This is a genomic window from Pseudomonas gingeri (assembly GCF_013386115.1).
GTDB classification, from domain to species: Bacteria; Pseudomonadota; Gammaproteobacteria; order Pseudomonadales; family Pseudomonadaceae; genus Aquipseudomonas; species Aquipseudomonas gingeri.
Genome location: NZ_JACAOR010000019.1, coordinates 147356 through 170127 on the forward strand (window position 1 = coordinate 147356; position 22772 = coordinate 170127).

Here is a 22772-nt window from a genome sequence, read left to right on the forward strand (position 1 = left end):
GCGCCATTCTACCCGAGTTTGGCGGTGCTGTTTCATAGCCCTCGCCCACCCCGGGAAATTCCCCGGCAATCGCGGTTTTTCAAGGCCTGCGCGGCAGATCATGGCACCGCTCGTCAGGCCGCGACCCGAGCCTGACGGCAAAACCAGGCGCATCGGGAAAATCCGAGGGCCAGGGTTACGAATTAAAACAGCGGCTTAGGGGACAATAATGAGTTCAACTTGAAGATTGCGCGGATAATATCGCCGCGTATTTCAGGAGGATATTTACCAAGCTATTGTCAAGCTTTTCAGGTATGATGGTCGATCCAGTTAATATCTACAGGTTAATGGCCGCCATGCGCGTAAAAGCATCCAACAGCAAAGCAAAGCCAGCCCCAGCCGTTGAGACCAGCGACTCGATCAACGAGCAAATTGCTGCTTTCCTGAAATCCGGCGGCGAGATCCAGCAAATTGCCAAAGGCGTCAGCGGCCAGACTTTCGGCCCGTCGAAACAGATCACCCTCGGCAAGAAGTAAGTCACGCCTCGAAGCTTTCCCCCCTCGCGACACCTTGGCCGCTATGCGCTTTGATCCTCAAGGCGCTAGGGCTGAAGCGACCTCCCCCGACACTGATCGCATCTTTGCATTGAACCGCCAGGCCACAAGGCGTTCTATGGGAAAACGCCCTCGCAAGGATTCGCTCATGTCGCGTCGATCCCTTTTCCTGTTCTGCTGCCTGATACTGGGCCTGGCGCTGGCTGCCTGCACCCGGGTCGGCGTCGCCTATCGCAATCTGGATGTGATCATCCCCTGGACCCTCGGCGACTACGTGGACATGAACCGCGAGCAGAAGGGCTGGTTCAACGAACGCCTGAAGGAACACCTGCAATGGCATTGCACCACGCAATTGCCTGGCTATCTGGAATGGCTCGACCGCTTGCAGCGCATGGTCGAAAACGGCCAGGTCAACGATAGCGAGCTGCAGGCACGAACCGTTGAAGCCAAGGCGGCGATTGCCCAGGTCGCCCGGGAAATCACGCCGTCAGCGGTCGAACTGCTCCAGGGCCTGGATGATCGGCAAGTCGCCGAGATGAACGAGGCGTTCGCCAGGGAACAGCGCGAACGTCAGGCCGAGTATGTCGCCCTGCCCCTGGATGAACAGATGCGCCAGCGCGCGGAGCGGATGAGCAAGCGCCTGAAGGCCTGGCTCGGTCCGCTGAGCCTGGAGCAACAGCAACGGGTGATCGAGTGGTCAACCGAACTCGGCGAGCAGAACCGCCTGTGGATCGCCAACCGCGCGCACTGGCAGGCACAACTGAGCGCCGCGGTCGCCGCCCGGCAGAGCCCCGACTTTCCCCGGCGCATCGAGCAACTGTTGCAACATCGGGACAGCCTGTGGACCACCGAATACCGCCAGGCCTATGCACGCACCGAGCAGGCCGCCCGCAGCCTGCTGGTGGACCTGATGGCCGAGAGTACGCCCGCCCAGCGTAATCAGTTGCTGAAAAGAATCGCCGACCTGCGCCGCGACTTCAGCGAACTGAAGTGCCTGAAGGCGGCTTGAGACATGATCGCTCCCACGCGCCGCGCGGGAGCGATCAAAGTGCGATCAGGCAATCTGCGCCCTGGACGCCACTTCGTCGAACACCAGCGGGTCCAGTGCATCGGGCTGTTCATCCAGCACCTGGCGCGGATGGTCATTGCCGGGGATGCTGCTGTCGATCAGGCTCAGCAGGCTGGAACCACGGGGCGTCAGGACAAAGTTCTCGCCATTGCCACCCTCTTCTTCCGGTCGCGACTCGATAAAGCCGTTCTTCAGCAACAGCCGCTCATAGTCCGCCGCCAGGGCTTTCAGGGTATCCAGGTTACCCGGATGCTCGCCTTCGGCGGCCTGGCTGGCGGCAAGCTCCTCGGCATAGGCCCGTGGCGCGAAGCTGTGGCCCGCACCGTTTTGCACTTCGTGGAGCAGACGCTCGATCAGCTCCCAGTTATAAGTCGTCATCCTGATGCAACCTCCAACCGTTGAAAGGAAAAATCTCCCTTATCAGTAGTGACCGGCCGCAGCGGCCGCCGTTCAGCCCGATTGCACACCGACACCGACCGTTGGGCGGAACAACACCGATTGCCGCAAACGACACGGGGCAGCCTGCGCTGCCCCGTGATTCGTCGTCCTGGCCCCGCTAGAGGCTGTCGCTGGTGGAGAAACCACTTCCGGTGGACCGGGAGGAACTGAACGAGATGCTGGAACTGGATTTGCTCGACGAGCCCTCCGAACTGCTGCTCCAACTGAAACTCGCATGGGTACTGCTCGATGAACTGGAGACCACCTTGGCCGCCTTGCGCAAGCTGTCCACCTGATCCGCCACCTGCCCCATGGACAAGCCACCGCCCATGAAACCGACCATCAACGCTTGCAGATCGATCTTGTCGGAATACTCGTAGCGGGCACTGATATGTTCGCCCGACTGCAACTCGCGCTCCAGTTGCTTGGCGCGCTCATAGTCGCTGGTGGCGTCGCGGCACTTCATCTCCAGCAACGGTACGCGCAGTCGCAGCTCATCCAGCTCGGTGCGCAGATCGCGTATCCGCAGCACCAGCTCGTCATCTTCCAGGCCGGTGGTCTGCCCGGCCAGGCGCTCCAGGGTCACGTGGCTCATATCGGCCAGTTGCTGCGCCAGCAACTCGGAGGCCTTGACGAAATAGCTGTCCTGGCGAGTGACAAAGGGTTGCAGGCGCTCATGAATCGCGTTGGCCTGCGCCTTGCCCGCGTCCACGGCCTGTTGCGCCTGCTGCCGCCGTACCTGCATCGCCGACATATCGCTGCCGGAGACAACCGCATGACGCAGCCGCTCGACCTCGGCTTCATGGATGCCGCGATTGGCGTCACGCTGCCATCTGGCCGCTTCATTGGCCTCCTGCATGGCCAGCAGCGTCCGCTCGGACGCCTGGTTCTCGGTGAAATTGCACAGGCGCGCCAGCCAGCGGTCCAGGCTACGCCAGGGCGCCCGGCCAGAATAATGATCGGTGCCGAAGCCGCGGCCCTTGAGATAGAGGTAAAACGGATCGACCTGGAAGGCAGGCAGCTTGGCCCGGCATTCGGCCCGCAGTTCCTTGTAGGACTTGTCCGCCTCGGCACAGCGGGCGAGGGACTCATTCAGCAGGGCAGCCTGCTGCCGGTACAGCGGATCCTGCTCAAGCTGTTGTTCGAGACCTGCGGCCAGGCCTTCGAGCTCATCGACAACACCTGCCACCGCCTGCACTTGCAGGGCAATCGCCGCTTCCGTCCGGGCCAGGCTCTGGCGCAACTCGGCCTCGGCCTGGGTGCGCTGCTCCAGCAGGCGCTGGACCTCGACGGACAAGGTGGCACCACCACTCAACTGATGACTGGCCAACTGCGGAAAGACGGTGCTCATCGTCTGTTGCAGCCGCAGCTCCTGCTCGTGGGCATTGGACAGTTCCAGCTGGAGCTTGCGCAGTTCGTATTCGTATCGCCGGGAGTTCTCACTCAGCGATGCCATCATGCTGCTCGCGTTCATTGCCACTCCAGGATGTAGTCAGCCTTGCCCTTGACGGGTCCCTTGAGGAACTTGAAGGACAGCGAGTTGGCCGCCTTCCTGCCCACCAGTCGATCATCGACATGACCGTCCTGTTCCTTGTCTCTGCGGACCGACTGGTAGGTGGCCTGATTGACCCGCACGCCAAAAACCGCCGCATAACGCCGTTCGCCGCTCTCGACACTGGTGATCGGCACCGCAACCACGTTGCCGGCCGCATCCGTCGCCTCGGTCAGCAAGTACCAGGTCTTGCTGCCGTTGGGATCATAGTTGCGTTCGACCAGCGATTTTTCACCGGCCCGGCTCACCACCTCCAGGGTCAATGGCGTCGCCGCCACGTCCCGCAGTTGCCCGGCGTCCGCCAACGCCTGCTCGGCGGCTGGCGCGTCCAGCACCCTGATGGCCTGCTCGGCCCTGGCGAACAACGGCTGGAACTGCTCGCTGTCCGCGCTGTTCAGGCCCATCCCGCGCACGCTGTCGCGGGCATCCTGCAGTTGCTTGAGCAACGGCCGGGTGGCGATCGCCTGGGCGGTCAGTGTATCCAGCTTCCCCGTCAGCGCCTGCAGGTCGGCGTTATCCTTGTCGAGAAGCTCGGTCACCGTGTTCTTGAGCTTGTATTCGGCATCGCGGGTCTCGTTGCTGAAATGCTCGGGTAACGCGGGCAGCTTCAGTGAACGGGACTTGTCCAGTGCCAACCGGGCCTGCTCAAGCAGCCGCTGCGCAGCCGGAGCGTTGGCCAGCAACGGGTCGGCTTTCAGCGTGGCGACACGTTTATCCAGTTGCTCAACCTGGCCGGCATGGCTCACGACCTGCTCGCGAGCCTTGTCCAGGCCCATCTGAGAGCCCTCGCGTGAGATCCTGCCGAAGAAATTCGAAACCGGATTGCCAATGACCAGCACGACCATGAACGCCGCCAGGACAAAAATCGTCGGGCGCAGCCAGCGATCACGGCCGATATAGGCCCGCGCCAGCCGCCGGCTTACCGGACCGATCGTCGGCGCCTGATAGATCAGGCGACTGGCGAAAAAGTTGCGGACACCTTCCTCGACCAGGGCATCGTCGACCTCCACTCCTTTCGAGCGGTAGAACTCACGGATACGCTCGGCCACCTGCCGGCGATGGCCGGGAAGATCCAGGTGCTTCTGGATCTCGGCCTGGCTGTAGCGCAACTCGTCGACCAGGGCCATGGCCCCCATCTGGTCGGTGAGAGAGACGTTGCTCACCTCAGACTCCTTTTTGCAGGAGTGCGGTGAAGCGACGCTTGCTGTCCTCGGTGATCGACTCGATCTCGGCCGCCGCCGCTGAGGACTCCTTGCGCAGTTCCTGGATCAGGTTCAGGCTGCTGGCCTGGAACTCCACCACGGCATCGGCCAGGGCCTTGACCGAACTGGCTTTCAAGGTCCCGCCGTAACCGGCCTTGAGTGCCGCGTTCAACTGGTCGCCACCGACCCTGGCCTGGATTTCGAGGCTGGAGTTGATGCCGTCGTTCATCGCATTCAGGGTGCTGGTGACTTCCGCCAGCCCACCGGACGAGGTAAAGCCCGCCGCCAGGCCGGTCAGCACGATCTCGTTGGTGGCGAAGAAACTGACGGCACGCTGGTACAGCCGTTCCTTCACCGAGTGGTACTGGCTCAGGCGCGCGAACACCAGTTCCGCCGCGTTGTAGGCAGTCTTGAGCTGCTCGGCGATGTCGGTGATGATCTGAAAGCGCTTGTCCTCGTCCTGCAGGTCACGCAGGGCGACATCCCGGGCCAGCTCCAGCTTGACCCGCTCCGACGCCTCAATCTCGGCGGGCTCCAGGGCCGCACCGGCATCGGCGAGGGCCTTGCGCCCGGCGTCCATCTTCGCCTGGGCGATCTTCTGCACCTCGCTGGCGTCGACCTCGGCAGTCTTCATGGCCAGGCGATAATCCTGATAGGCCTCCAGGATCAGGGTTTCCAGGCGGATCTGCTCGTTCGCCGACTTGGCGACGTCCAGGTAGTTCTTGCGGATATCCTCGAACCGGTCCGGGATCGACCCCCGGCGCATGTTCATCCAGCCCAGGCGGATGCGCTCGGAAAATTGCAGCTTGCCATCGGCCATCCACTCCATCATCTGCTTGGCATCGGACTGGATCGAATCGAAGCTGGTGGCGATATCGGCGTAACGGGTACTGATGTCCATGCCCTGCAGCTTGTCGCGGACCGCGGCGTTGAACACCGTGGATTGTTGCAGGGTGGCGGCGATATTGGTGACACGGTTGGCGTCATACACCGACACCTTGTCCAGCAGCGCCAGCACCGGAGCGTTCTGGTCAGGGAAAGTGATGCCGATGGAGCGCAGCGCGGACATGGAGCGTTCGAGGTAGTTCATGAGCCTGTTCCCTATGCGGCGCCCTGAGGCAAGACGCCTTTATCCCTAGCCCTGACGAGCTGACGTGAGCGCGAAATGGTAACAGAGCACTGTAGGAAAAGTGCCTACCGAGCCAGTGGATTTTTATCAGAATGCCAGCACTGAAATCGCCACGCGGGCAACAGGCGGCAATAAAAAACCCGGACAGGGTCCGGGTTCTGCTGACAACGCGACGGCGGGTTATTCCGCGTCGGGAGCGGCCGGCTTGCGGCGCTTGAGCGGTGCCATGCCGTCCTTGCTGACCAGCGACAGGGCGTCGGTCTTCGGCCGGTTGGCGATCTTGCGCTTGGTCGGTGCCTTGGCCGACGACTTCTTCTTGTCGCCCTTGGCGTCGGTCTTTTTCTTCTTCACGCCCACGGCCTTGCCCGAAGCCTTGACCTTCTTCGGCCCGCTGTAGGTGCCTTTGACTTCCTTGATGGTGCGGCGCTCGAAGCTCTGCTTGAGGTAGCGCTCGATGCTCGACATCAGGTTCCAGTCACCGTGGCAGATCAGCGAGATCGCCAGGCCGTCGTTACCGGCACGCCCGGTGCGGCCGATGCGGTGGACATATTCGTCGCCGCTGCGCGGCATATCGAAGTTGATCACCAGGTCCAGGCCTTCCACATCCAGGCCACGGGCGGCGACGTCGGTGGCCACGAGGATCTTCACCCCGCCCTGCTTCAGGCGGTCGATGGCCAGCTTGCGGTCCTTCTGGTCCTTCTCGCCGTGCAGGACGAACGCCTTGTATTCCTGGGCGACCAGGCGACCGTAGATACGGTCGGCCATGGCCCGGGTGTTGGTGAAGACAATGGCCTTCTGGTAGGTCTCGTTGGCCAGCAACCAGTTGACGATCTGTTCTTTGTGCTGGTTGTGGTCGGCGGTGATGATCTGCTGGCGAGTGGTGTCGTTCAGCTGGCTGACCGCGTTGAGCTGCAGGTGCTCGGGGTTGTTCAGGACCTTGGCGATCATCTCGCGCAGGCCGGAACCGCCGGTGGTCGCGGAGAACAGCATGGTCTGCTGGCGGTTCGGGCATTCGTCCACCAGGCGCTGCACATCTTCGGCAAAGCCCATGTCGAGCATGCGGTCGGCTTCGTCGAGCACCAGCACTTCGACTTCCTTGAGGTCGAGGTTGCCGGCGTTCAGTTGCTCGATCATCCGCCCCGGGGTACCGATCAGGATATCCGGGACCTTGCGCAGCATGGCGGCCTGGACCTTGAAATCCTCGCCGCCGGTGATCAGGCCGGACTTGATGAAGGTGAACTGGGAGAAGCGCTCGACTTCCTTGAGGGTCTGCTGGGCCAGCTCGCGGGTCGGCAGCAGGATCAGGGTCTTGATGCTGACACGCACCTTGGCCGGGCCGATCAGGCGGTTGAGGATCGGCAGGACGAAGGCGGCGGTCTTGCCGCTGCCGGTTTGCGCCGTCACCCGCAGGTCACGCCCTTCGAGCGCGAGCGGAATGGCCGCTGCCTGCACGGGCGTTGGCTCGACAAATTTAAGCTCGGCCACGGCTTTGAGCAGGCGTTCGTGCAGGGCGAATTGGGAAAACACGGGTGCTACCTCGAAGAAATGCAAAATATTCAGCTGCATAGGGTAACGGTTTCGAGCGCCGAGGCCGAGTTTCTTTGCACTTTGAGCCACAAACAGTGACGTTTTTGTGAGCAGGTTTGTCTTCAACCGTCACATCCGCAGGCTTAAATGCTCTAATCGATTCGTTATTTCCTTCAGAAGATTCCTCTTTTCCCATGGATATGAAACAGCTCTGGCTCAATGCCCAGGACCTCTGGGGCGCCCTCGACCGACATCCCCTGCTGCACACCGGCCTGGGCCTGGTGTTCCTGCTGGTGGTGGCGCTGCTGCTCGGACGAGTGGCACGCTACCTGATCCTGCACGCGACCAAACTGCTCGGGCGCCAGCCGGCGATGCACTGGCTCAATGACCTGCACCAGAACAAGGTGTTCCACCGCCTGGCCCAGATGACGCCGTCGCTGGTGATCCAGTTCGGCCTGTACCTGGTGCCGGAACTGAGCAAGACCGCCCTGCTGTTCCTCGGCAACGCGGCGCTGGCCGTCACCCTGCTGTTCCTGGTCCTGGCCCTGAGCGCCCTGCTCAACGCCCTGCTGGATATCTATGCACGGACCGAACACGCGCGGACCCGCTCGATCAAGGGCTACGTGCAACTGGCGAAAATGGGGCTCTTCGTGCTCGGCGCCATCGTCATCGTCGCCACTCTGATCGACCGCTCGCCGCTGTTGCTGCTGTCGGGTCTTGGCGCCATGTCGGCGGTGATCCTGTTGGTCTACAAGGACACCCTGCTGTCGTTCGTCGCCAGCGTGCAACTGACCAGCAACGACATGCTGCGGGTCGGCGACTGGATCGAGATGCCTCAGGTCGGCGCCGACGGCGATGTGGTGGACATCACCCTGCACACGGTCAAGGTGCAGAACTTCGACAAGACCATCGTCTCGATCCCGACCTGGCGCTTGATGTCCGAATCCTTCCGCAACTGGCGCGGCATGCAGCAGTCCGGCGGACGGCGGATCAAGCGCAGCCTGTTCATCGATGCCAGCGGCGTGCGCTTCCTGCATGACGAGGAAGAACAGCGTCTGAGCCAGGTCCGTCTGCTGACCGACTACATCGGCCGCAAGCAGGCCGAGCTGAAAAGCTGGAACGAGGCCCAGGGCAATGTCGCGGCGATGTCGGCCAACCGCCGGCGCATGACCAACCTCGGCACCTTCCGCGCCTATGCCCTGGCCTACCTGAAAAGCCATCCGGAGATCCAGGCCAACATGACCTGCATGGTCCGCCAGATGCAGACCACGGCCCAGGGCGTGCCCCTGGAAATCTACTGCTTCACCCGCACCACCGCCTGGGCCGACTACGAACGGATCCAGGGCGATATCTTCGATTATCTGCTGGCGGTGCTGCCGGAGTTTGGCTTGAGCCTGTACCAGCAGCCTAGTGGCGGCGACTTGCGCTCAGGGATGTTGCCGGCCTTGCTGGGCGCCAGCCATATTCCAGGCCCGGAACAGCGTGCCCTGTAGGAGGCGGCTCGCTGGCGATAACGTCCCTTGCGCCGGCATCGCGGCACTTATGGATGAGGGCTGACCGCTGATATGAGTGGGGATTGGAACAACTTACATATCCAGGACTAGCGACAGCCTGGACACGATAGTGCGCGTAGCCTTTGGCCTTCATTGACTTCAAAGGCGACTTGTCAAAGGATCACGGATGGAGACTCTCGTCATGGCTATCGGGTAGCCCGAGGGGTCATCGTTGAACTGGAGGTTATGATGCCCAACGTATCGATTGCACTCGTCAAGGAAATCAACAAGAGGCTCGCTTCGCCGGCCAGCAGGAATGTTGCCGCACGCTCCTCCAGGCTTTCTCAGCAAGCCATCAACGCCATGCTGAAGAAAGCCTATGACCGCCTGAATCGCTGATCTCACTGGAGGTCTCCTTTTGCCTGCCCCTGCAACCGGTGTCCAGTTCGATGTCTTCAACAGTCTCGTCGAGTCAGATGAGGACTTCCTCGGATTGCTCGCTTACTCGCTGTACAAGCGTCACAAGATTGAATGGATTCGCAGCCACGCCAGCGATAATCATGATGCGTTCAAGCAAGTAGCCTGTACGCCCCAGCAGGTCAGCATGTGTCGCGAGCATGCGGAACAACTGGCAAAAAGCTTTATCGATGTCTCGCTCGAAGAGCTGGGTCAGGAAATGAAAGACGCCATGACAAAAAGCGTGATTATAGAAAAAATCGAAAGTTTGAAACCCGGTTTCTGGCGCGCATTGGGAAACCACACTCTCAGCGGCTTCGCATCTGTGGCCGTGGCACTGGCCTTGTTCGGACTATTCACGCTTTATTCAAACTACCAGGAAAATGGCGGTCTTGAAGGGCGGATCAGGCAAATGACCGACCAGCCTCCCCTCAACCTGCAGCCGTCGGCTGACCCTCAACGGTGAACACTGACCGGTTCAACCCTCTCAAGCAACCCGGCTCCCAGAGGAATGCGGTCGGGCACATGCCTTGTGTGCATCGGAAAACTCGTGGCTTCCGACAATCCGGCGCCACGGTTATCCGCGATAAACACCAGTACGGCGAACCCCCAGCCGACTGATCCATACCGCCGCCAGAATCACCCCACCGCCCAGGAACAACCGCCCCAGGTCTTCATGCTGGTTCCAGATCAGCAGGTTGATCAGCAGCCCCACCGGCACATGCAGGTTGTTCATCACCGCCAGGGTGCCGCCGTTGACCAGGCAGGCGCCCTTGTTCCACCAGTACAGGCCCAGCGCGGTGCTGACCAGTCCGAGGAACACCAGCACAGCCCATTGCAGCGGTGCTTCCGGCAGGTAGTTGGCCTTGCCGAACAGCAGGAAGGCCGGCAACGCCACCGCCAGCGCACCCAGGTAGAAATAGCCGAAACGGCGGTAGTGCGGCAGGTCGCTGGGATGACGCGCCACCAGGTGTTTGTAGAGCACCTGGCCGGCGGCATAGGTGAAGTTGGCCAGTTGCAACAGCAAAAAGCCCATGAAGAAGTCCGGGTTGATCCGGTCATAGCGGATCACCGCCGCGCCGCCCACGGCCACCAGCGCCGCGACCAGGGCCCAGGGGTTGAAGCGCCGGTTCAGGGCATCTTCGATCAGGGTCACGTGCAAGGGCGTGAGGATGGTGAACAGCAACACCTCCGGCACCGTCAGCACGCGGAAGCTCAGGTACAGGCAGACGTAGGTCACGCCGAACTGCAAGGCGCCGATCAGCAGCATGCCGCGCATGAACGCCGGCTCTACCTGGCGCCAGCGGGTCAGCGGGATGAACACCAGGCCGGCCAGCAACACCCGCACCAGCACGGCGAAGTAGCTGTCGACGTGACCGGCGAGGTATTCGCCGATCAGGCTGAAGGAAAACGCCTGGATCAGCGTGACGAAAAGCAGATAACCCATGAATGCCTCACCCATGTTGTGCGGTATGCCGACATCCTGTGTGGGAGCGGGCTTGCCCGCGAAGAGGCCCTGGCGGTCGCCAACAGCTTCGCGGGCAAGCCCGCTCCCACAAGGGAAACCGGCCTGGACAGATAGATGGCGGCGACCTTAACGGCTTTTCGGGGGGAGTGAAATCTCGGGCGAAAAAAAACCCGATCGGGCAGGGCAGCCGGATCGGGTTACGTGCACCAGGGAGCAACCGGTGCAAAGGGAGGTTCGATGCGCAAACAACTTGAAGGGGCTATTTCGCTGAGGACCAATAGAACACCCGGCGATTAGCTGAAGATTAAGGTCTCAGGCAATCTGCGCGATCCGGGCCTTGGCCTGGTTCAGGCCTTTTTCCTGGAAGTCGCCGCCCATGTTCAGGCCTTCGGCATGGATGAAGCTGACGTCATGGATACCGACGAAGGCCAGCACCTGGCGCAGATAGGGTTCCTGGTGATCGTTGGTGCCACCGGCATACAACCCGCCGCGGGCGGTGAGGACGTACGCTTGCTTGCCGGTCAACAGACCCTGCGGCCCGGTTTCGGTGTACTTGAAGGTCACGCCGGCCCGCAGCACATGGTCCAGCCAGGCCTTGAGGGTGCTCGGAATCGCGAAGTTGTACATCGGCGCGGCCAGTACCAGCACGTCCGCCGCCAGCAATTCGTCGGTCAGCAGGTTGGAGCGTTCGAGGGAGGCCTGCTCGATCTCGTTGCGCTGTTCAACCGGTTTCATCCAGCCGCCCAGCAGGTTGCCGTCCAGGTGGGGCACCGGGCTTTTCGCCAGGTCGCGCACACTGATCTGGTCGGTCGGGTGTGCAGCCTGCCATTGGCTGATGAACTGCTGGGTCAACTGGCGGGAAACCGAGTCTTGCTGGCGGGCGCTGCTTTCGATGATCAGAACGCGGGACATGGGAGGTGCTCCATCGGTGGGTGCGGTAAGTCGATGGAGTGAAGGTTAAACAGCAGGATATCGATTAAAAAGCGGAAAAATCTGCTACAACCTATCTATAAATTTGTTTATAGACGGAGCATGCTTGTCGGCAATGCCCCACCGGTCTCATTTCGCCGAGCACGACAGGTCCATGCGCAGCCGGATGATCTTGCGGTTGAACTTGGCGGTGACGTTGGTGTTCCTGCCGGCCAGCACTTCCACCTGGCGGGTCCGCGGGGCTTCGGGGCCGTTGCGGAACACCACCTTGCACACCGCGTCGGTCTTGCCGTAGTTGCTCAGATTGATCGAGCCGATGTCTTCATCGGTGTCGTAGGTGGTGTAGTCGATACTCAGGCCATTGAGTTGCTTCTCGACATCGATGGGATAGGCAAACGCGCTGAGTGGCAACAGCGCCAGCAACACACAACAGATCTTTCTCATTCGGCAGTCTCCAATGTGGACCGCCAGCTTAGGACAAGAGGAGCCCAACTTGAAAGCGCCCCGCGTGACCCTCGATCAATGGCGAACGCTGCAGGCCGTGGTCGATCATGGTGGCTTCGCCCAGGCGGCCGAAGCCCTGCATCGCTCGCAGTCGTCTGTCAGCTATACCGTGGCCCGCATGCAGGACCAGCTCGGCGTGCCGCTGCTGCGCATCGACGGGCGCAAGGCGGTGCTGACCGAAGCCGGTGGCGTGTTGCTGCGCCGCTCGCGGCAACTGGTGAAACAGGCCAGCCAGCTCGAAGACCTCGCCCATCACATGGAACAGGGCTGGGAAGCCGAGGTACGCCTGGTGGTCGACGCCGCCTACCCCAATGCCCGGCTGGTACGGGCCCTGACCGCCTTCATGCCGCAGAGCCGCGGCTGCCGTGTGCGCCTGCGCGAGGAAGTGTTGTCCGGCGTCGAGGAAGTACTGCTCGAAGGCGTCGCCGACCTGGCCATCAGCGGTTTCAATATCCCCGGCTACCTGGGCACCGAAATGAGCGCGGTGGAGTTCGTCGCCGTCGCCCATCCGGAACACGCCCTGCATCGCCTGCAACGGGAACTGACCTTCCAGGACCTGGAAAGCCAGCTGCAAGTGGTGATCCGCGACTCCGGCCGCCAACAGCCACGGGATGTCGGCTGGCTCGGCGCCGAGCAGCGCTGGACCGTCGGCAGCCTCGCCACCGCCGCCACTTTTGTCGGCAACGGACTGGGCTTTGCCTGGTTGCCACGCCACATGATCGAACGGGAAATCCGCGAAGGCCTGCTCAAGCAACTACCCTTGGACCAGGGCGGCAGCCGCCACCCGACGTTCTACCTGTACTCGAACAAGGACAAACCCCTGGGACCGGCGACGCAGATTCTCGTCGAGCTGTTGCGCACCTTCGACACCGCGCCACTGGACGCCCCCTTCGCGGCTCCCCAGCAAGCCTGACAGGACGTTGACCGATGGCCTATTTCGAACACGACGGTTGCACACTGCATTACGAGGAACATGGCCACGGCACGCCGGTGGTGCTGGTACACGGCCTGGGCTCCAGCGGCCTGGACTGGGAGATGCAGGTGCCGGTGCTGGCCGAACACTACCGGGTGATCGTCATGGATATCCGTGGCCATGGCCGCTCCGACAAGCCCCGCGAGCGCTACAGCATCGGCGGCTTCAGCGCCGATATCGTGGCGCTGATCGAACACCTGGAACTGGGCCGCGTGCACCTGGCGGGCCTGTCCATGGGTGGGATGATCGGCTTCCAGATCGCCGTGGACCAGCCACAGCTGCTGAGAAGCCTGTGCGTGATCAACAGTGCTCCCGAGGTCAAGGTGCGCACCCCCGGTGACTACTGGCAGTGGGCCAAGCGCTGGAGCCTGGCGCGCCTGCTGAGCCTGAACAGTATCGGCAAGGCCCTCGGCTCGATGCTGTTTCCCAAGCCGGAACAGGAAGAATTGCGCCGCAAGATGACCGAGCGCTGGGCAAAAAACGACAAACGTGCTTATCTCGCCAGCTTCGACGCCATCGTCGGCTGGGGGGTGCAGGAACGACTTTCACGTATCGCCTGTCCAACCCTGATCGTCAGCGCCGACCGCGACTACACCCCGGTCGCGCTGAAGGAAAGCTATGTCAAACTGATTCCCGACGCGCGACTGGTGGTCATCGCCGACTCCCGTCACGCGACACCACTGGACCAACCCAAGGTCTTCAACCGTACCCTGCTCGAGTTTCTAACCGCAGTCGAAACCACCACCCAGGATCACTGAACCATGCTGAAAAAAATCGCCCTCTTCACCGGCTCCGTCTTGTTCGCCGCCAACCTGATGGCCGCTACCGATGCCGCCAAGGCACCCCATGTGCAACTGGTGACCACCAACGGCACCATCGAAATCGAACTGGACCCGGTCAAGGCGCCGATCAGTACCAAGAACTTCCTCGAGTACGTGGACAGCGGCTTCTACACCAACACGATCTTCCACCGGGTGATTCCGGGCTTCATGGTCCAGGGCGGCGGCTTTACCCAGCAGATGCAGCAGAAAGACACCAAGGCTCCGATCAGGAACGAAGCCAGCAACGGCCTGCACAACGTGCGTGGCACCCTGTCGATGGCGCGGACCTCGGACCCGAACTCGGCCACCAGCCAGTTCTTCATCAACGTCGCGGACAATGCCTTTCTCGATCCGGGCCGCGACGCCGGTTATGCCGTATTCGCCAAGGTGGTGAAAGGCATGGATGTGGTCGACATCATCGTCAACTCGCAAACCACCACCAAGCAAGGCATGCAGAACGTGCCGGTCGATCCGGTGATCATCAAGTCGGCCAAGCGCATCGACTAAAGGCAGGCGCCAACCGTGGGCCGGGTGCCCGCGGCTGGCGCTGCTTCACTTTCAAGGAGAGCCCGCCCGACGGGCGTCAGACCCCATGCTCTATCGTCGTTTTGAACAACTGATCGATATCTTCCGCGACGCCCCCACCGCCGCCCCGCCCAACACCGTCCTGCCCTTCTACCTGTATTACCTGCGCCAGGTCTGGCCGAGTTTCGCCGCGCTGCTGGTGGTCGGCCTGTTCGCCGCGCTGATCGAGGTGGCACTGTTCAGCTACCTGAGCCGGATCATCGACCTGGCCCAGGGCACGCCCAATACCGATTTCTTCACGATCCATGGCGGCGAGCTGCTGTGGATGACGGTGGTCGCCCTGGTCCTGCGGCCGATCTTCTTCGGCCTGCACGACCTGCTGGTGCACCAGACCATCAGTCCGGGCATGACCAGCATGATCCGCTGGCAGAACCACAGCTATGTGCTCAAGCAGAGCCTGAACTTCTTCCAGAACGATTTTGCCGGACGCATCGCCCAGCGCATCATGCAGACCGGCAACTCCCTGCGCGACTCCGCCGTCCAGGCCGTCGACGCGCTCTGGCATGTGCTGATCTACGTGATCAGTTCCCTGGTGCTGTTCGTCGAGGCCGACTGGCGCCTGATGATCCCGCTGCTGGTCTGGCTCGCCGCCTACTGCGGTGCCCTCTACTACTTCGTGCCGAGGGTGAAGGAACGCTCGGTGATCTCCTCGGATGCGCGCTCCAAGCTCATGGGCCGGATCGTCGACGGCTACACCAATATCACCACCCTGAAGCTGTTCGCCCATACCCATTTCGAACAGCAGTACGCCCGCGAGGCGCTGGTGGAACAGACCGAGAAAACCCAGCTGGCCTCCCGCGTGGTGACCAGCATGGACGTCGCCATCACCAGCATGAACGGCCTGCTGATCGTCAGCACCACGGGCCTGGCCCTGTGGCTCTGGACCCAGTCGCTGATCTCGGTCGGCGCCATCGCCCTGGCCACCGGCCTGGTGATCCGCATCGTCAACATGTCCGGCTGGATCATGTGGGTGGTCAACGGCATCTTCGAAAATATCGGCATGGTCCAGGACGGCCTGCAGACCATCGCCCAGCCCGTCAGCGTGACCGATCGCGAGCAGGCCCCGCGCCTGGCGGTCAGTCAGGGCGAGGTGCGCTTCGAGCATGTGGACTTCCACTACGGCAAGCGCAGCGGGGTGATCGGAGATCTCAACCTGACCATTCGCCCTGGCGAGAAAATCGGCCTGATCGGCCCTTCCGGCGCCGGCAAGTCGACCCTGGTCAACCTGCTGCTGCGGCTCTATGACCTGCAGGGCGGACGCATCCTGGTGGATGGCCAGGACATCGCCGAAGTCGCCCAGGAAAGCCTGCGCGAGCGCATCGGCATGATCACCCAGGACACCTCGCTGCTGCACCGCTCGATCCGCGACAACCTGTTGTACGGCAAGCCCGATGCCAGCGATGCCGAGCTCTGGGAAGCGGTGCACAAGGCCAGGGCCGACGAGTTCATTCCCCTGCTCTCGGACGCCGAGGGCCGTACCGGTTTCGACGCCCATGTCGGCGAGCGCGGGGTGAAACTCTCCGGCGGCCAGCGCCAACGCATCGCCATTGCCCGGGTGCTGCTCAAGGACGCGCCGATCCTGATCATGGACGAGGCGACCTCGGCACTGGATTCGGAAGTCGAGGCGGCGATCCAGGAAAGCCTGGAAACCCTGATGGAGGGCAAGACCGTGATCGCCATCGCCCACCGTCTCTCGACCATCGCCCGCATGGATCGCCTGGTGGTCCTGGAAAACGGCCGTATCGCCGAAACCGGCAGCCATGCCGAGCTGCTGGCCCATGGCGGCCTGTATGCGCGGCTGTGGCAACACCAGACCGGTGGGTTCGTCGGTATCGACTGATTCGCGCCAGCTCTTCCCCGATGATGCCACGGCCCTTTGAAAACAAGGGCCGTGGTCGTTTCCAGGCACTGGAATTGTCGGTAGATCCTGCTGTACTCATCCCAGGTTCCGGCAGGGGACCTGTTGTCAGACTGCACGGATGCATCATCGCGTTATCGAAGCGATAGGCTGACCTATCAAGGACGGGACGCATGTCTCTGTTCAAACGTTCTATCACAGAAGGAATAGGTACTTTCTGGCTGGTTCTGGGAGGTTGCGGCAGCGCGGTACTGGCGGCGGCATTTCCCGCCGTGGGCATCGGCCTGCTCGGCGTCTCCCTGGCGTTCGGGCTGACGGTGCTGACCATGGCCTTCGCCATCGGCCATATCAGTGGCTGTCATCTGAATCCGGCGGTTTCCGTCGGGCTGGTGGTCGGCGGGCGCTTTCCGTTGCGGGAACTGCCGGCCTATGTGCTCGCCCAGGTGATCGGTGGCATCGTCGCAGCGGCGTTGCTGTACTTCATCGCCAGCGGCAAGCCCGGCTTCGAACTGGCCGGGGGCCTGGCCGCCAACGGCTACGGCGCGCATTCTCCCGGGGGTTATTCGGTCGTCGCGGGGTTTGTCTGCGAGCTGGTCATGACGGCGATGTTCCTGTTGATCATTCTCGGCGCCACCGACCCACGCGCTCCCGCCGGACTGGCGCCAATCGCCATCGGCCTGGCACTGACGCTGATCCACCTGATCTCGATCCCGGTGACCAATACGTCGGTCAACCCGGCCCGCAGCACCGGACCGGCCTTGATCGTCGGCGGTTGGGCGCTCCAGCAGTTGTGGCTGTTCTGGCTCGCACCGCTGCTCGGGGCGCTGTTCGGTGGCCTGGTCTATCGCTGGCTGGGCAAGGACGATGGCTGATACGGCAACGGCGAAGGTCAGGCCTGCCGGTAAGGCAGCGCCGCCCTCGCCTCTTCGGCATAGACCAGGATGCCGACCCGCTCGCGTGCCAGGAAATCGCTCACCGCCGCCTTGAGGCCGGGATGGCGCAGGTAATGCCAGGAATGGGTGATCACCGGTTCGAAACCGCGAATCAGCTTGTGCTCGCCCTGGGCCCCGGCGTCGAAACGTTGCAGGCCGTGGGCGATGGCGTAGTCCATGCCCTGGTAGAAGCAGGTTTCGAAATGCAGGCGATCGAACTCGGCCAGGCAGCCCCAGTAACGGCCATAGAAACTGTCGCCACCGATCAGGCTGAAGGCCATGGCCACCGGACGTGCATCCTGGCGGGCCAGGACCACCCGGATCGCCTCGGGCATGCGCTCGGCCAGCAGGCTGAAGAATTCCCGGGTCAGGTACGGCGTCTGGCGGCGCACCGCATAGGTGTTGGCGTAGCAGGCGTAGACGAAGTCCCACTGCGCCTCGCTCAGCTCGCGACCTTCCAGCCATTCGAACTCGAAGCCCTGGGCCGCGACCTGCTCGCGCTCCTTGCGCATCTGCTTGCGCTTGCGCGAGCTCAGGACGTCGAGGAAATCCTGGAAGTCGCGGTACTCGCGGTTCTGCCAATGGTATTGGCAACCGAAACGCTGCAGCCAGCCCGGCTGTTCCGCCAGGGCGGCATCGGCCAGGCTGTCGGTGAAATTGATATGGGCGCTGGACAGCTCCTCGATCTCCAGGTACCCCGGCAGCGCCGCCAGCAGTTCGAAACCATCCGCGGCACTGGCCGCCAGCAGGCGCGCGCCACTGACCGGACTGAACGGCACCGCCGTCAACAGCTTGGGATAGTAGGCGATCCCGGCGCGCTCGCAGGCGTCGGCCCAGCCGTGGTCGAACACATACTCGCCGTAGGAATGCCACTTGCGATAGCTGGGCAGCGCCGCGATCAGCCGTCCCTGCTCGACGTGCAGCAGGTGCTCGGGCTGCCAGCCGGAATGTTCACCCAGGCTGCCGCTGTCCTCCAGGGCGCTGAGGAAGGCGTGGCGCAGAAACGGTTGCCCTGCGGGCACCAGCGCATCCCAATCCGCGGGAACGATCTCGGACAGGCTTTGCAGACGTTGTAGCGGCATCGGTATCCCCAGGCAGGTGCATAACGCCGTGGGAGTATCGCGCAAGTGCCCTGCCATGAGAACCAGCAGTCCTGTGCCGGCCCGATGTTAAAAAGTTCTTCATTGGACTTGCGCGGGCGGCGGGGGCAATCTTGCTCCCATCTTGAAGGGCGCTGGCAACGGCCTGGAACGCTGCGGCGAGCGTACGATCGCCAGGGCAAAAAAAGACCCCGCCGAAGCAGGGTCAAGGAGCCGTGGAAGCTTTAACGGATGAAGAAAAAGCTTGGGATCACGAAGTCGCCCGGCCCTCAGGCCAGGCGACCATTACGCTGGAGCTTCCTGAATTACAGGAAGTTGTAGGTGTAGTTGAAGATCAGACGGGTCTGGTCTTGCGCCGCGACGTTGGTGTCGCCGCGATAGGTACCGGTACGCAGGGTAGTGCCGAAGCCCTTGAGCATGCCGCTCTGGATCACGTAGTCCACACGCAGGTCACGTTCCCATTCGGTCTGGTCCTTGCCGACACCGGTGGTGGCCTTGATGTCGGTACCGCGCAGGTAGGCGATCGATGCCTTCAGGCCAGGTACGCCGAGCTTGGCGAAGTCGTACGAGTACTGACCGAAGTTGGTCTGCTCGCCAGCACGGATGAAGCTGCCAACCACGCTGTCGGTGAACAGGTAGAAGCTGGAACCGCCGTTGCCTTCGGCACGACCGTTGCCATCGACCACGTTGCCTTCGTTGTTGAACACGAAGCCGCCGTCGTCGCTGACGCTCTGGTGACCGAGCATGATGGCATGGCCGCCCAGGGTATAGGTGAACATGGCGGTCCAGGTCTTGTTATCGACCTCGCCCTTGTTCTTGGCATAGCCACCGTTGTTGTTGAACTGGTAGCCGGCGTCGCCATTCTTGCCGTCGGAACGGCTGTCGAAGTAACGCAGGTCAGTCTTGAACGACTGGTCTTCACCGATCGGCAATACGTGTACCAAGCCGAGGAAGTCCTGTTTGTAGAAGTCCTGCATCTCTGCGTGGTAGTACTGCAGCATCAGGTCTTTGGTAACTTTCCAATCACCACCGGCGAAGCGGAACTGGTTGCTGTCACGAGTGGCACCGGCAACCGAAAAACCGGTGTCGTTGCTCGATGCACGGCCATAGACGTGCTCGAGTTGACCTGCGGTCAGGGTGACGTTGTCGATTTCCTTGGAGGTGACGATGCCACCGTCGAAGGTTTGCGGCAGCAGGCGGCTGTCGTTGGAAACCAGGATCGGCAGGTTTGGCGCCAGGGCGCTACCCACGTGGGCTTCGGTCTTGGAAATGAGGAACTTGGCGTTCGCGCCTACGCGACCCCAGGTGTCGGAGGCCGAACCATCGCTATCGCTGGGGAAGAAGGAGTTGCTGTCCGGGTGATGGCCACGGCCACCGTCCAGGTGAATACCCATCAGAGCCTGGGCGTCGAGACCAAAGCCAACGGTACCCTGGGTGAAGCCCGACTTGTAGTCAAGCTTGAAGCCTTGCGCGGTTTCATCCTGGTCGTTCGCAGTGCCTTCACGGGTGTCCGCGCGATAGTAGAAAGTACGCGAGCTGATAGAAGCCTTGCTGTCTTCGATAAAACCGGCGGCGCCAGCGTGCTGGGCCAAAACCCCTACGGCCACAGCCAGGGCCAAGGTGGATTTTTTCATTGTTTCGCTCCTCAAGGTTCAAACGCTTCTGTTCTGAGCGCCATCCATTGCCATCAAACGCCTGTGCGGTCGTTGCGTAGGGCCCGACCAGCTTTGTTGGGAGGGAATCTTGGCGTGGGGTTATTTCAGCGGAGTTGCTGGTACATTAAGGTTTTATGACAACGGAACTTTTTGAAACACATTCAAAAAAGCGCAAAGCCCCGGTTGACGGAGCTTTGCGCGGAAAATAGTGGCTTTTTGAGATTATCGCGGATCAGGGTTTTTCTGCGTTTTGCTGCTCGGCGGACAACTGCCGGGCCAAAGCGTCGAGATTCTCGACCGGCGGTTCGGGCATTTTCCTCAGCACACCCTGCATCAACCGCATCTGGCGAATGAAACGCCGGCAGTTGGGGCAGAACATCAGGTGGTGGCGCACCATCAGGCGCTCCCGAAAGCTCAGTTGGCCATCGAGGTAGTCGCTGGAGCGTGCCACTTGTTCCTTGCAGGTCAGCATTCGCCGGTTTCCTCAAAATGCTCCACGGTCGCGAAGACTTTCAGTCGGGCCCTGTGCAGCAGTACCCGGACATTAGAGAGCGAAATCTCGAGAAGATTACAGATCTCCTCCAGTTCCAGCCCCTGGCGCTCGCGCAACAGCAATACACTGCTCTGCAATTCGGAAAGACTCAACAGCGTATGCTCCAGGCATTCACGCAGTTCGTCTTCGCTGAGCAGGGCTTCCGGGGTGTCCTCATGCCAGGAGAACGGCGCCAGCGCCCAGTGCCCGTCACTGGCAAAACGCTCGTCGCCAATGGTGCCATGGGGCGAAGGCAGGTCGTCGAGCAGGACTTCCCGGCGATTCTGCTTGTAGCGATTCTTCGCCGCGTTCGCGGTGATGGTCAGCAACCAGGTCTTGAGGCTCGAACGGCCCTGGAATCCCGAGAGGTTGCGCACCACCGCCAGCCAGGCGTCCTGTACGGCTTCATCGGCCTGGCGACTGCCGACGATGGCATAGGCTACCGCGCGCATCGCACTCTGGTAGGTACTGACCAACTCCTTGTAAGCCCGCTGGTCGCCTGCCAGCAGTCGCTCAAGCAGTTGAGTATCGTCCATCGCCGCCATTCACAACCTCGAGTTCGGATTTCCGGGACATCATGGAGCATCAGTTTTTGCCGCTGCTCTATGCCCATGTTCAACACGAGAATAGCGATCTATCCCTGAAACGCATCGGAACAGGGACAGCGTCCCTCCCGTCTGGCGCGCACACGATGCCAGACGCGAAGGCGCCGATCAACGTTTGCGCAGGATCACGCTACCGATCGAATAACCGGCGCCGAACGAGCTGAGTACGGCCAGGGAGCCGGACGCCAGATCGTCCTGGTTCTTGTGGAAAGCGATCACGGAACCGGCCGAACTGGTGTTGGCGTAGGTGTCGAGAATCACCGGCGCTTCCGTTTCCGAGGCTTCGCGCCCCAACAGCTTCCTGACGATCAGGTGGTTCATGCTGAGGTTGGCCTGGTGCAGCCAGAAACGCTTCACGTCGCCGACATTCAACTGGTTCTCCTGCAGATGGGTGCCGATCAGTTCGGCGACCATCGGACAGACATCGCGGAACACCTTGCGGCCTTCCTGGACGAACAGCTTGTCCGGGGCGTCGACGCCCTCTTCCGCGGTGCGGTTGAGGAAACCGAAGTTGTTGCGGATATTGTTGGAGAACTTGGTCAGCAGCTTGGTGCTGACGATATCGAACTGGTAGGGCGAGGTCGCCAGGTCCGCACGCTCGATCACCACCGCCGTCGCGGCATCGCCGAAGATGAAGTGGCTGTCGCGGTCACGGAAGTTCAGGTGACCGGTGCAGATTTCCGGGTTGACCATCAGGATCGCCCGCGCCTGGCCCAACTGTATGCTGTTGCTCGCAGCCTGGATGCCGAAGGTCGCCGAGGAACAGGCCACGTTCATGTCGAAACCGAAGCCCTGGATGCCCAGCGCTTCCTGGACCTCGATCGCCACGGCCGGGTAGGCCCGCTGCAGGTTGGAACAGGCGACGATCACCCCGTCGATATCCGCGGCGGTCTTGCCGGCGCGCAGCAGGGCCTGCTCGGCGGCACCGATGGCCATCTGGCAGAGGATCGACCACTCGTCGTTGCTGCGCTCGGGCAGGCGCGGCTTCATGCGCCGGGGATCGAGAATGCCGTCCTTGTCCATGACAAAGCGGCTCTTGATACCGGACGCCTTTTCGATGAAGGCCGCACTGGACTCGGTCAAGGCCTGAACCTCACCGCGTTCGATAGCTGCCGCATTTTCGTCATTGAACAGCTGTACATAGGTATTGAAAGACTGCACCAGCTCTTCGTTGGAGATGCTGTTGGCCGGGGTGTACAGGCCGGTGCCGCTGATGACGACGTTATGCACGGTCGTTCCTCTATATTCTGTTCAGGCAGAAAGCATTGGCACCGTCGTACCAATACATAAAAGGGCCACCCCCTGACAGCAGGGATGACGCCTGGCGTGGCTTTTTTCCGGTCCAGCCGCTGAACCGGGCATTTATAACCGCGAATTGTGCCATAAACGCGGGGATTTCGCCGCAGCGCC

The 22772-nt window shown here is 61.8% G+C and carries 23 protein-coding genes; 10 read left to right on the plus strand and 13 right to left on the minus strand.

The features are described from left to right. Nucleotides 1-326 precede the first annotated feature (326 nt). On the plus strand, nt 327-515 hold the full coding sequence (locus tag HX881_RS32015; RefSeq protein ID WP_176987101.1) for a hypothetical protein: 189 nt from the start codon (nt 327-329) through the stop codon (nt 513-515). Between the two features lie 166 nt (nt 516-681). Then, complete coding sequence (locus HX881_RS32020; RefSeq protein WP_177088562.1) at nt 682-1542, plus strand: DUF6279 family lipoprotein; 861 nt, start codon at nt 682-684, stop codon at nt 1540-1542. A 45-nt stretch (nt 1543-1587) separates the two neighbouring features. Here the strand turns inward: HX881_RS32020 and HX881_RS32025 are convergent, their stop codons facing one another. The 5 genes from HX881_RS32025 to HX881_RS32045 form a co-directional block, all read right to left on the minus strand. Continuing rightward, entirely contained in the window at nt 1588-1980 is a 393-nt protein-coding gene (locus HX881_RS32025) for a transcriptional regulator (RefSeq protein WP_177088565.1), read from the minus strand. A 178-nt stretch (nt 1981-2158) separates the two neighbouring features. After that, the gene (locus HX881_RS32030; protein WP_177088567.1) at nt 2159-3514 is read right to left on the minus strand and encodes a hypothetical protein; all 1356 of its coding nucleotides are present in this window, start codon (nt 3512-3514) and stop codon (nt 2159-2161) included. Further along, on the minus strand, nt 3511-4755 hold the full coding sequence (locus HX881_RS32940; RefSeq protein WP_343054891.1) for a DUF6384 family protein: 1245 nt from the start codon (nt 4753-4755) through the stop codon (nt 3511-3513). Before HX881_RS32940 ends, HX881_RS32030 begins: the two co-directional genes overlap by 4 nt. A 1-nt stretch (nt 4756) precedes the next feature. Continuing rightward, entirely contained in the window at nt 4757-5884 is a 1128-nt protein-coding gene (locus tag HX881_RS32040; RefSeq protein WP_017124519.1) for a hypothetical protein, read from the minus strand. A 219-nt stretch (nt 5885-6103) separates the two neighbouring features. Beyond that, complete coding sequence (locus tag HX881_RS32045) at nt 6104-7450, minus strand: DEAD/DEAH box helicase (RefSeq protein WP_042934668.1); 1347 nt, start codon at nt 7448-7450, stop codon at nt 6104-6106. 194 nt (nt 7451-7644) lie between these two features. Between HX881_RS32045 and HX881_RS32050 the strand changes: the two genes are divergently transcribed. The 3 genes from HX881_RS32050 to HX881_RS32060 all read left to right on the plus strand — a co-directional run bounded on the left by HX881_RS32050 (nt 7645) and on the right by HX881_RS32060 (nt 9865). Then, nucleotides 7645-8943 (plus strand): mechanosensitive ion channel family protein, encoded by a 1299-nt coding sequence (locus tag HX881_RS32050; protein WP_177088569.1) that lies wholly within the window; start codon nt 7645-7647, stop codon nt 8941-8943. Nucleotides 8944-9192: 249 nt separating this feature from the next. Beyond that, nucleotides 9193-9342 (plus strand): hypothetical protein, encoded by a 150-nt coding sequence (locus tag HX881_RS32055; protein ID WP_177088571.1) that lies wholly within the window; start codon nt 9193-9195, stop codon nt 9340-9342. Between the two features lie 19 nt (nt 9343-9361). Beyond that, nucleotides 9362-9865, plus strand: coding sequence for a hypothetical protein (locus HX881_RS32060; RefSeq protein WP_177088573.1), 504 nt, complete (start codon nt 9362-9364; stop codon nt 9863-9865). A gap of 111 nt (nt 9866-9976) precedes the next feature. On the opposite strand, the gene HX881_RS32065 is transcribed toward HX881_RS32060, so the two are convergent. The 3 genes from HX881_RS32065 to HX881_RS32075 all read right to left on the minus strand — a co-directional run bounded on the left by HX881_RS32065 (nt 9977) and on the right by HX881_RS32075 (nt 12241). Next, on the minus strand, nt 9977-10846 hold the full coding sequence (locus HX881_RS32065) for a carboxylate/amino acid/amine transporter (protein ID WP_042934669.1): 870 nt from the start codon (nt 10844-10846) through the stop codon (nt 9977-9979). A gap of 333 nt (nt 10847-11179) precedes the next feature. Beyond that, nucleotides 11180-11779 (minus strand): FMN-dependent NADH-azoreductase, encoded by a 600-nt coding sequence (locus tag HX881_RS32070; RefSeq protein WP_017124523.1) that lies wholly within the window; start codon nt 11777-11779, stop codon nt 11180-11182. Nucleotides 11780-11926: 147 nt separating this feature from the next. Next, nucleotides 11927-12241, minus strand: coding sequence for a 3-phosphoglycerate kinase (locus HX881_RS32075; RefSeq protein WP_177088576.1), 315 nt, complete (start codon nt 12239-12241; stop codon nt 11927-11929). 49 nt (nt 12242-12290) lie between these two features. Here HX881_RS32075 and HX881_RS32080 point away from each other — a divergent pair, with 49 nt between their 5' ends. The 5 genes from HX881_RS32080 (at nt 12291) to aqpZ (ending at nt 17410) form a co-directional block, all read left to right on the plus strand. Continuing rightward, nucleotides 12291-13214, plus strand: a complete 924-nt coding sequence (locus tag HX881_RS32080) for a PA3225 family LysR-type transcriptional regulator (RefSeq protein ID WP_017124525.1) — start codon at nt 12291-12293, stop codon at nt 13212-13214. A 14-nt stretch (nt 13215-13228) separates the two neighbouring features. Beyond that, a complete protein-coding gene (locus HX881_RS32085; protein ID WP_177088578.1) occupies nt 13229-14032 on the plus strand; it encodes an alpha/beta fold hydrolase in 804 nt (267 codons plus the stop codon). 3 nt (nt 14033-14035) lie between these two features. Then, nucleotides 14036-14602, plus strand: coding sequence for a peptidylprolyl isomerase (locus HX881_RS32090; RefSeq protein ID WP_017124527.1), 567 nt, complete (start codon nt 14036-14038; stop codon nt 14600-14602). Nucleotides 14603-14687: 85 nt separating this feature from the next. Next, a complete protein-coding gene (locus HX881_RS32095; RefSeq protein WP_017124528.1) occupies nt 14688-16520 on the plus strand; it encodes an ABC transporter ATP-binding protein in 1833 nt (610 codons plus the stop codon). A gap of 191 nt (nt 16521-16711) precedes the next feature. Further along, nucleotides 16712-17410 (plus strand): aquaporin Z, encoded by a 699-nt coding sequence (aqpZ, locus tag HX881_RS32100; protein ID WP_177088580.1) that lies wholly within the window; start codon nt 16712-16714, stop codon nt 17408-17410. Between the two features lie 17 nt (nt 17411-17427). Here aqpZ and HX881_RS32105 read toward each other — a convergent pair whose 3' ends face one another. The 5 genes from HX881_RS32105 to HX881_RS32125 form a co-directional block, all read right to left on the minus strand. Then, nucleotides 17428-18552 carry a GNAT family N-acetyltransferase gene (locus HX881_RS32105; protein WP_177088582.1) on the minus strand — a complete coding sequence of 375 codons (1125 nt, stop codon included), beginning with the start codon at nt 18550-18552 and terminating at the stop codon, nt 17428-17430. Nucleotides 18553-18875: 323 nt separating this feature from the next. Then, nucleotides 18876-20204, minus strand: coding sequence for an OprD family porin (locus HX881_RS32110; RefSeq protein WP_177088584.1), 1329 nt, complete (start codon nt 20202-20204; stop codon nt 18876-18878). Between the two features lie 253 nt (nt 20205-20457). Beyond that, nucleotides 20458-20697: an anti-sigma factor family protein gene (locus HX881_RS32115; RefSeq protein WP_017124531.1), complete on the minus strand. Its 240-nt coding sequence runs from the start codon at nt 20695-20697 to the stop codon at nt 20458-20460. Further along, nucleotides 20691-21302 carry an RNA polymerase sigma factor gene (locus tag HX881_RS32120; protein ID WP_017124532.1) on the minus strand — a complete coding sequence of 204 codons (612 nt, stop codon included), beginning with the start codon at nt 21300-21302 and terminating at the stop codon, nt 20691-20693. The genes HX881_RS32115 and HX881_RS32120 overlap by 7 nt, the downstream gene beginning before the upstream one ends. Nucleotides 21303-21470: 168 nt before the next feature. Next, nucleotides 21471-22592, minus strand: a complete 1122-nt coding sequence (locus tag HX881_RS32125) for a beta-ketoacyl-ACP synthase III (RefSeq protein WP_177088586.1) — start codon at nt 22590-22592, stop codon at nt 21471-21473. Nucleotides 22593-22772: the final 180 nt, after the last annotated feature.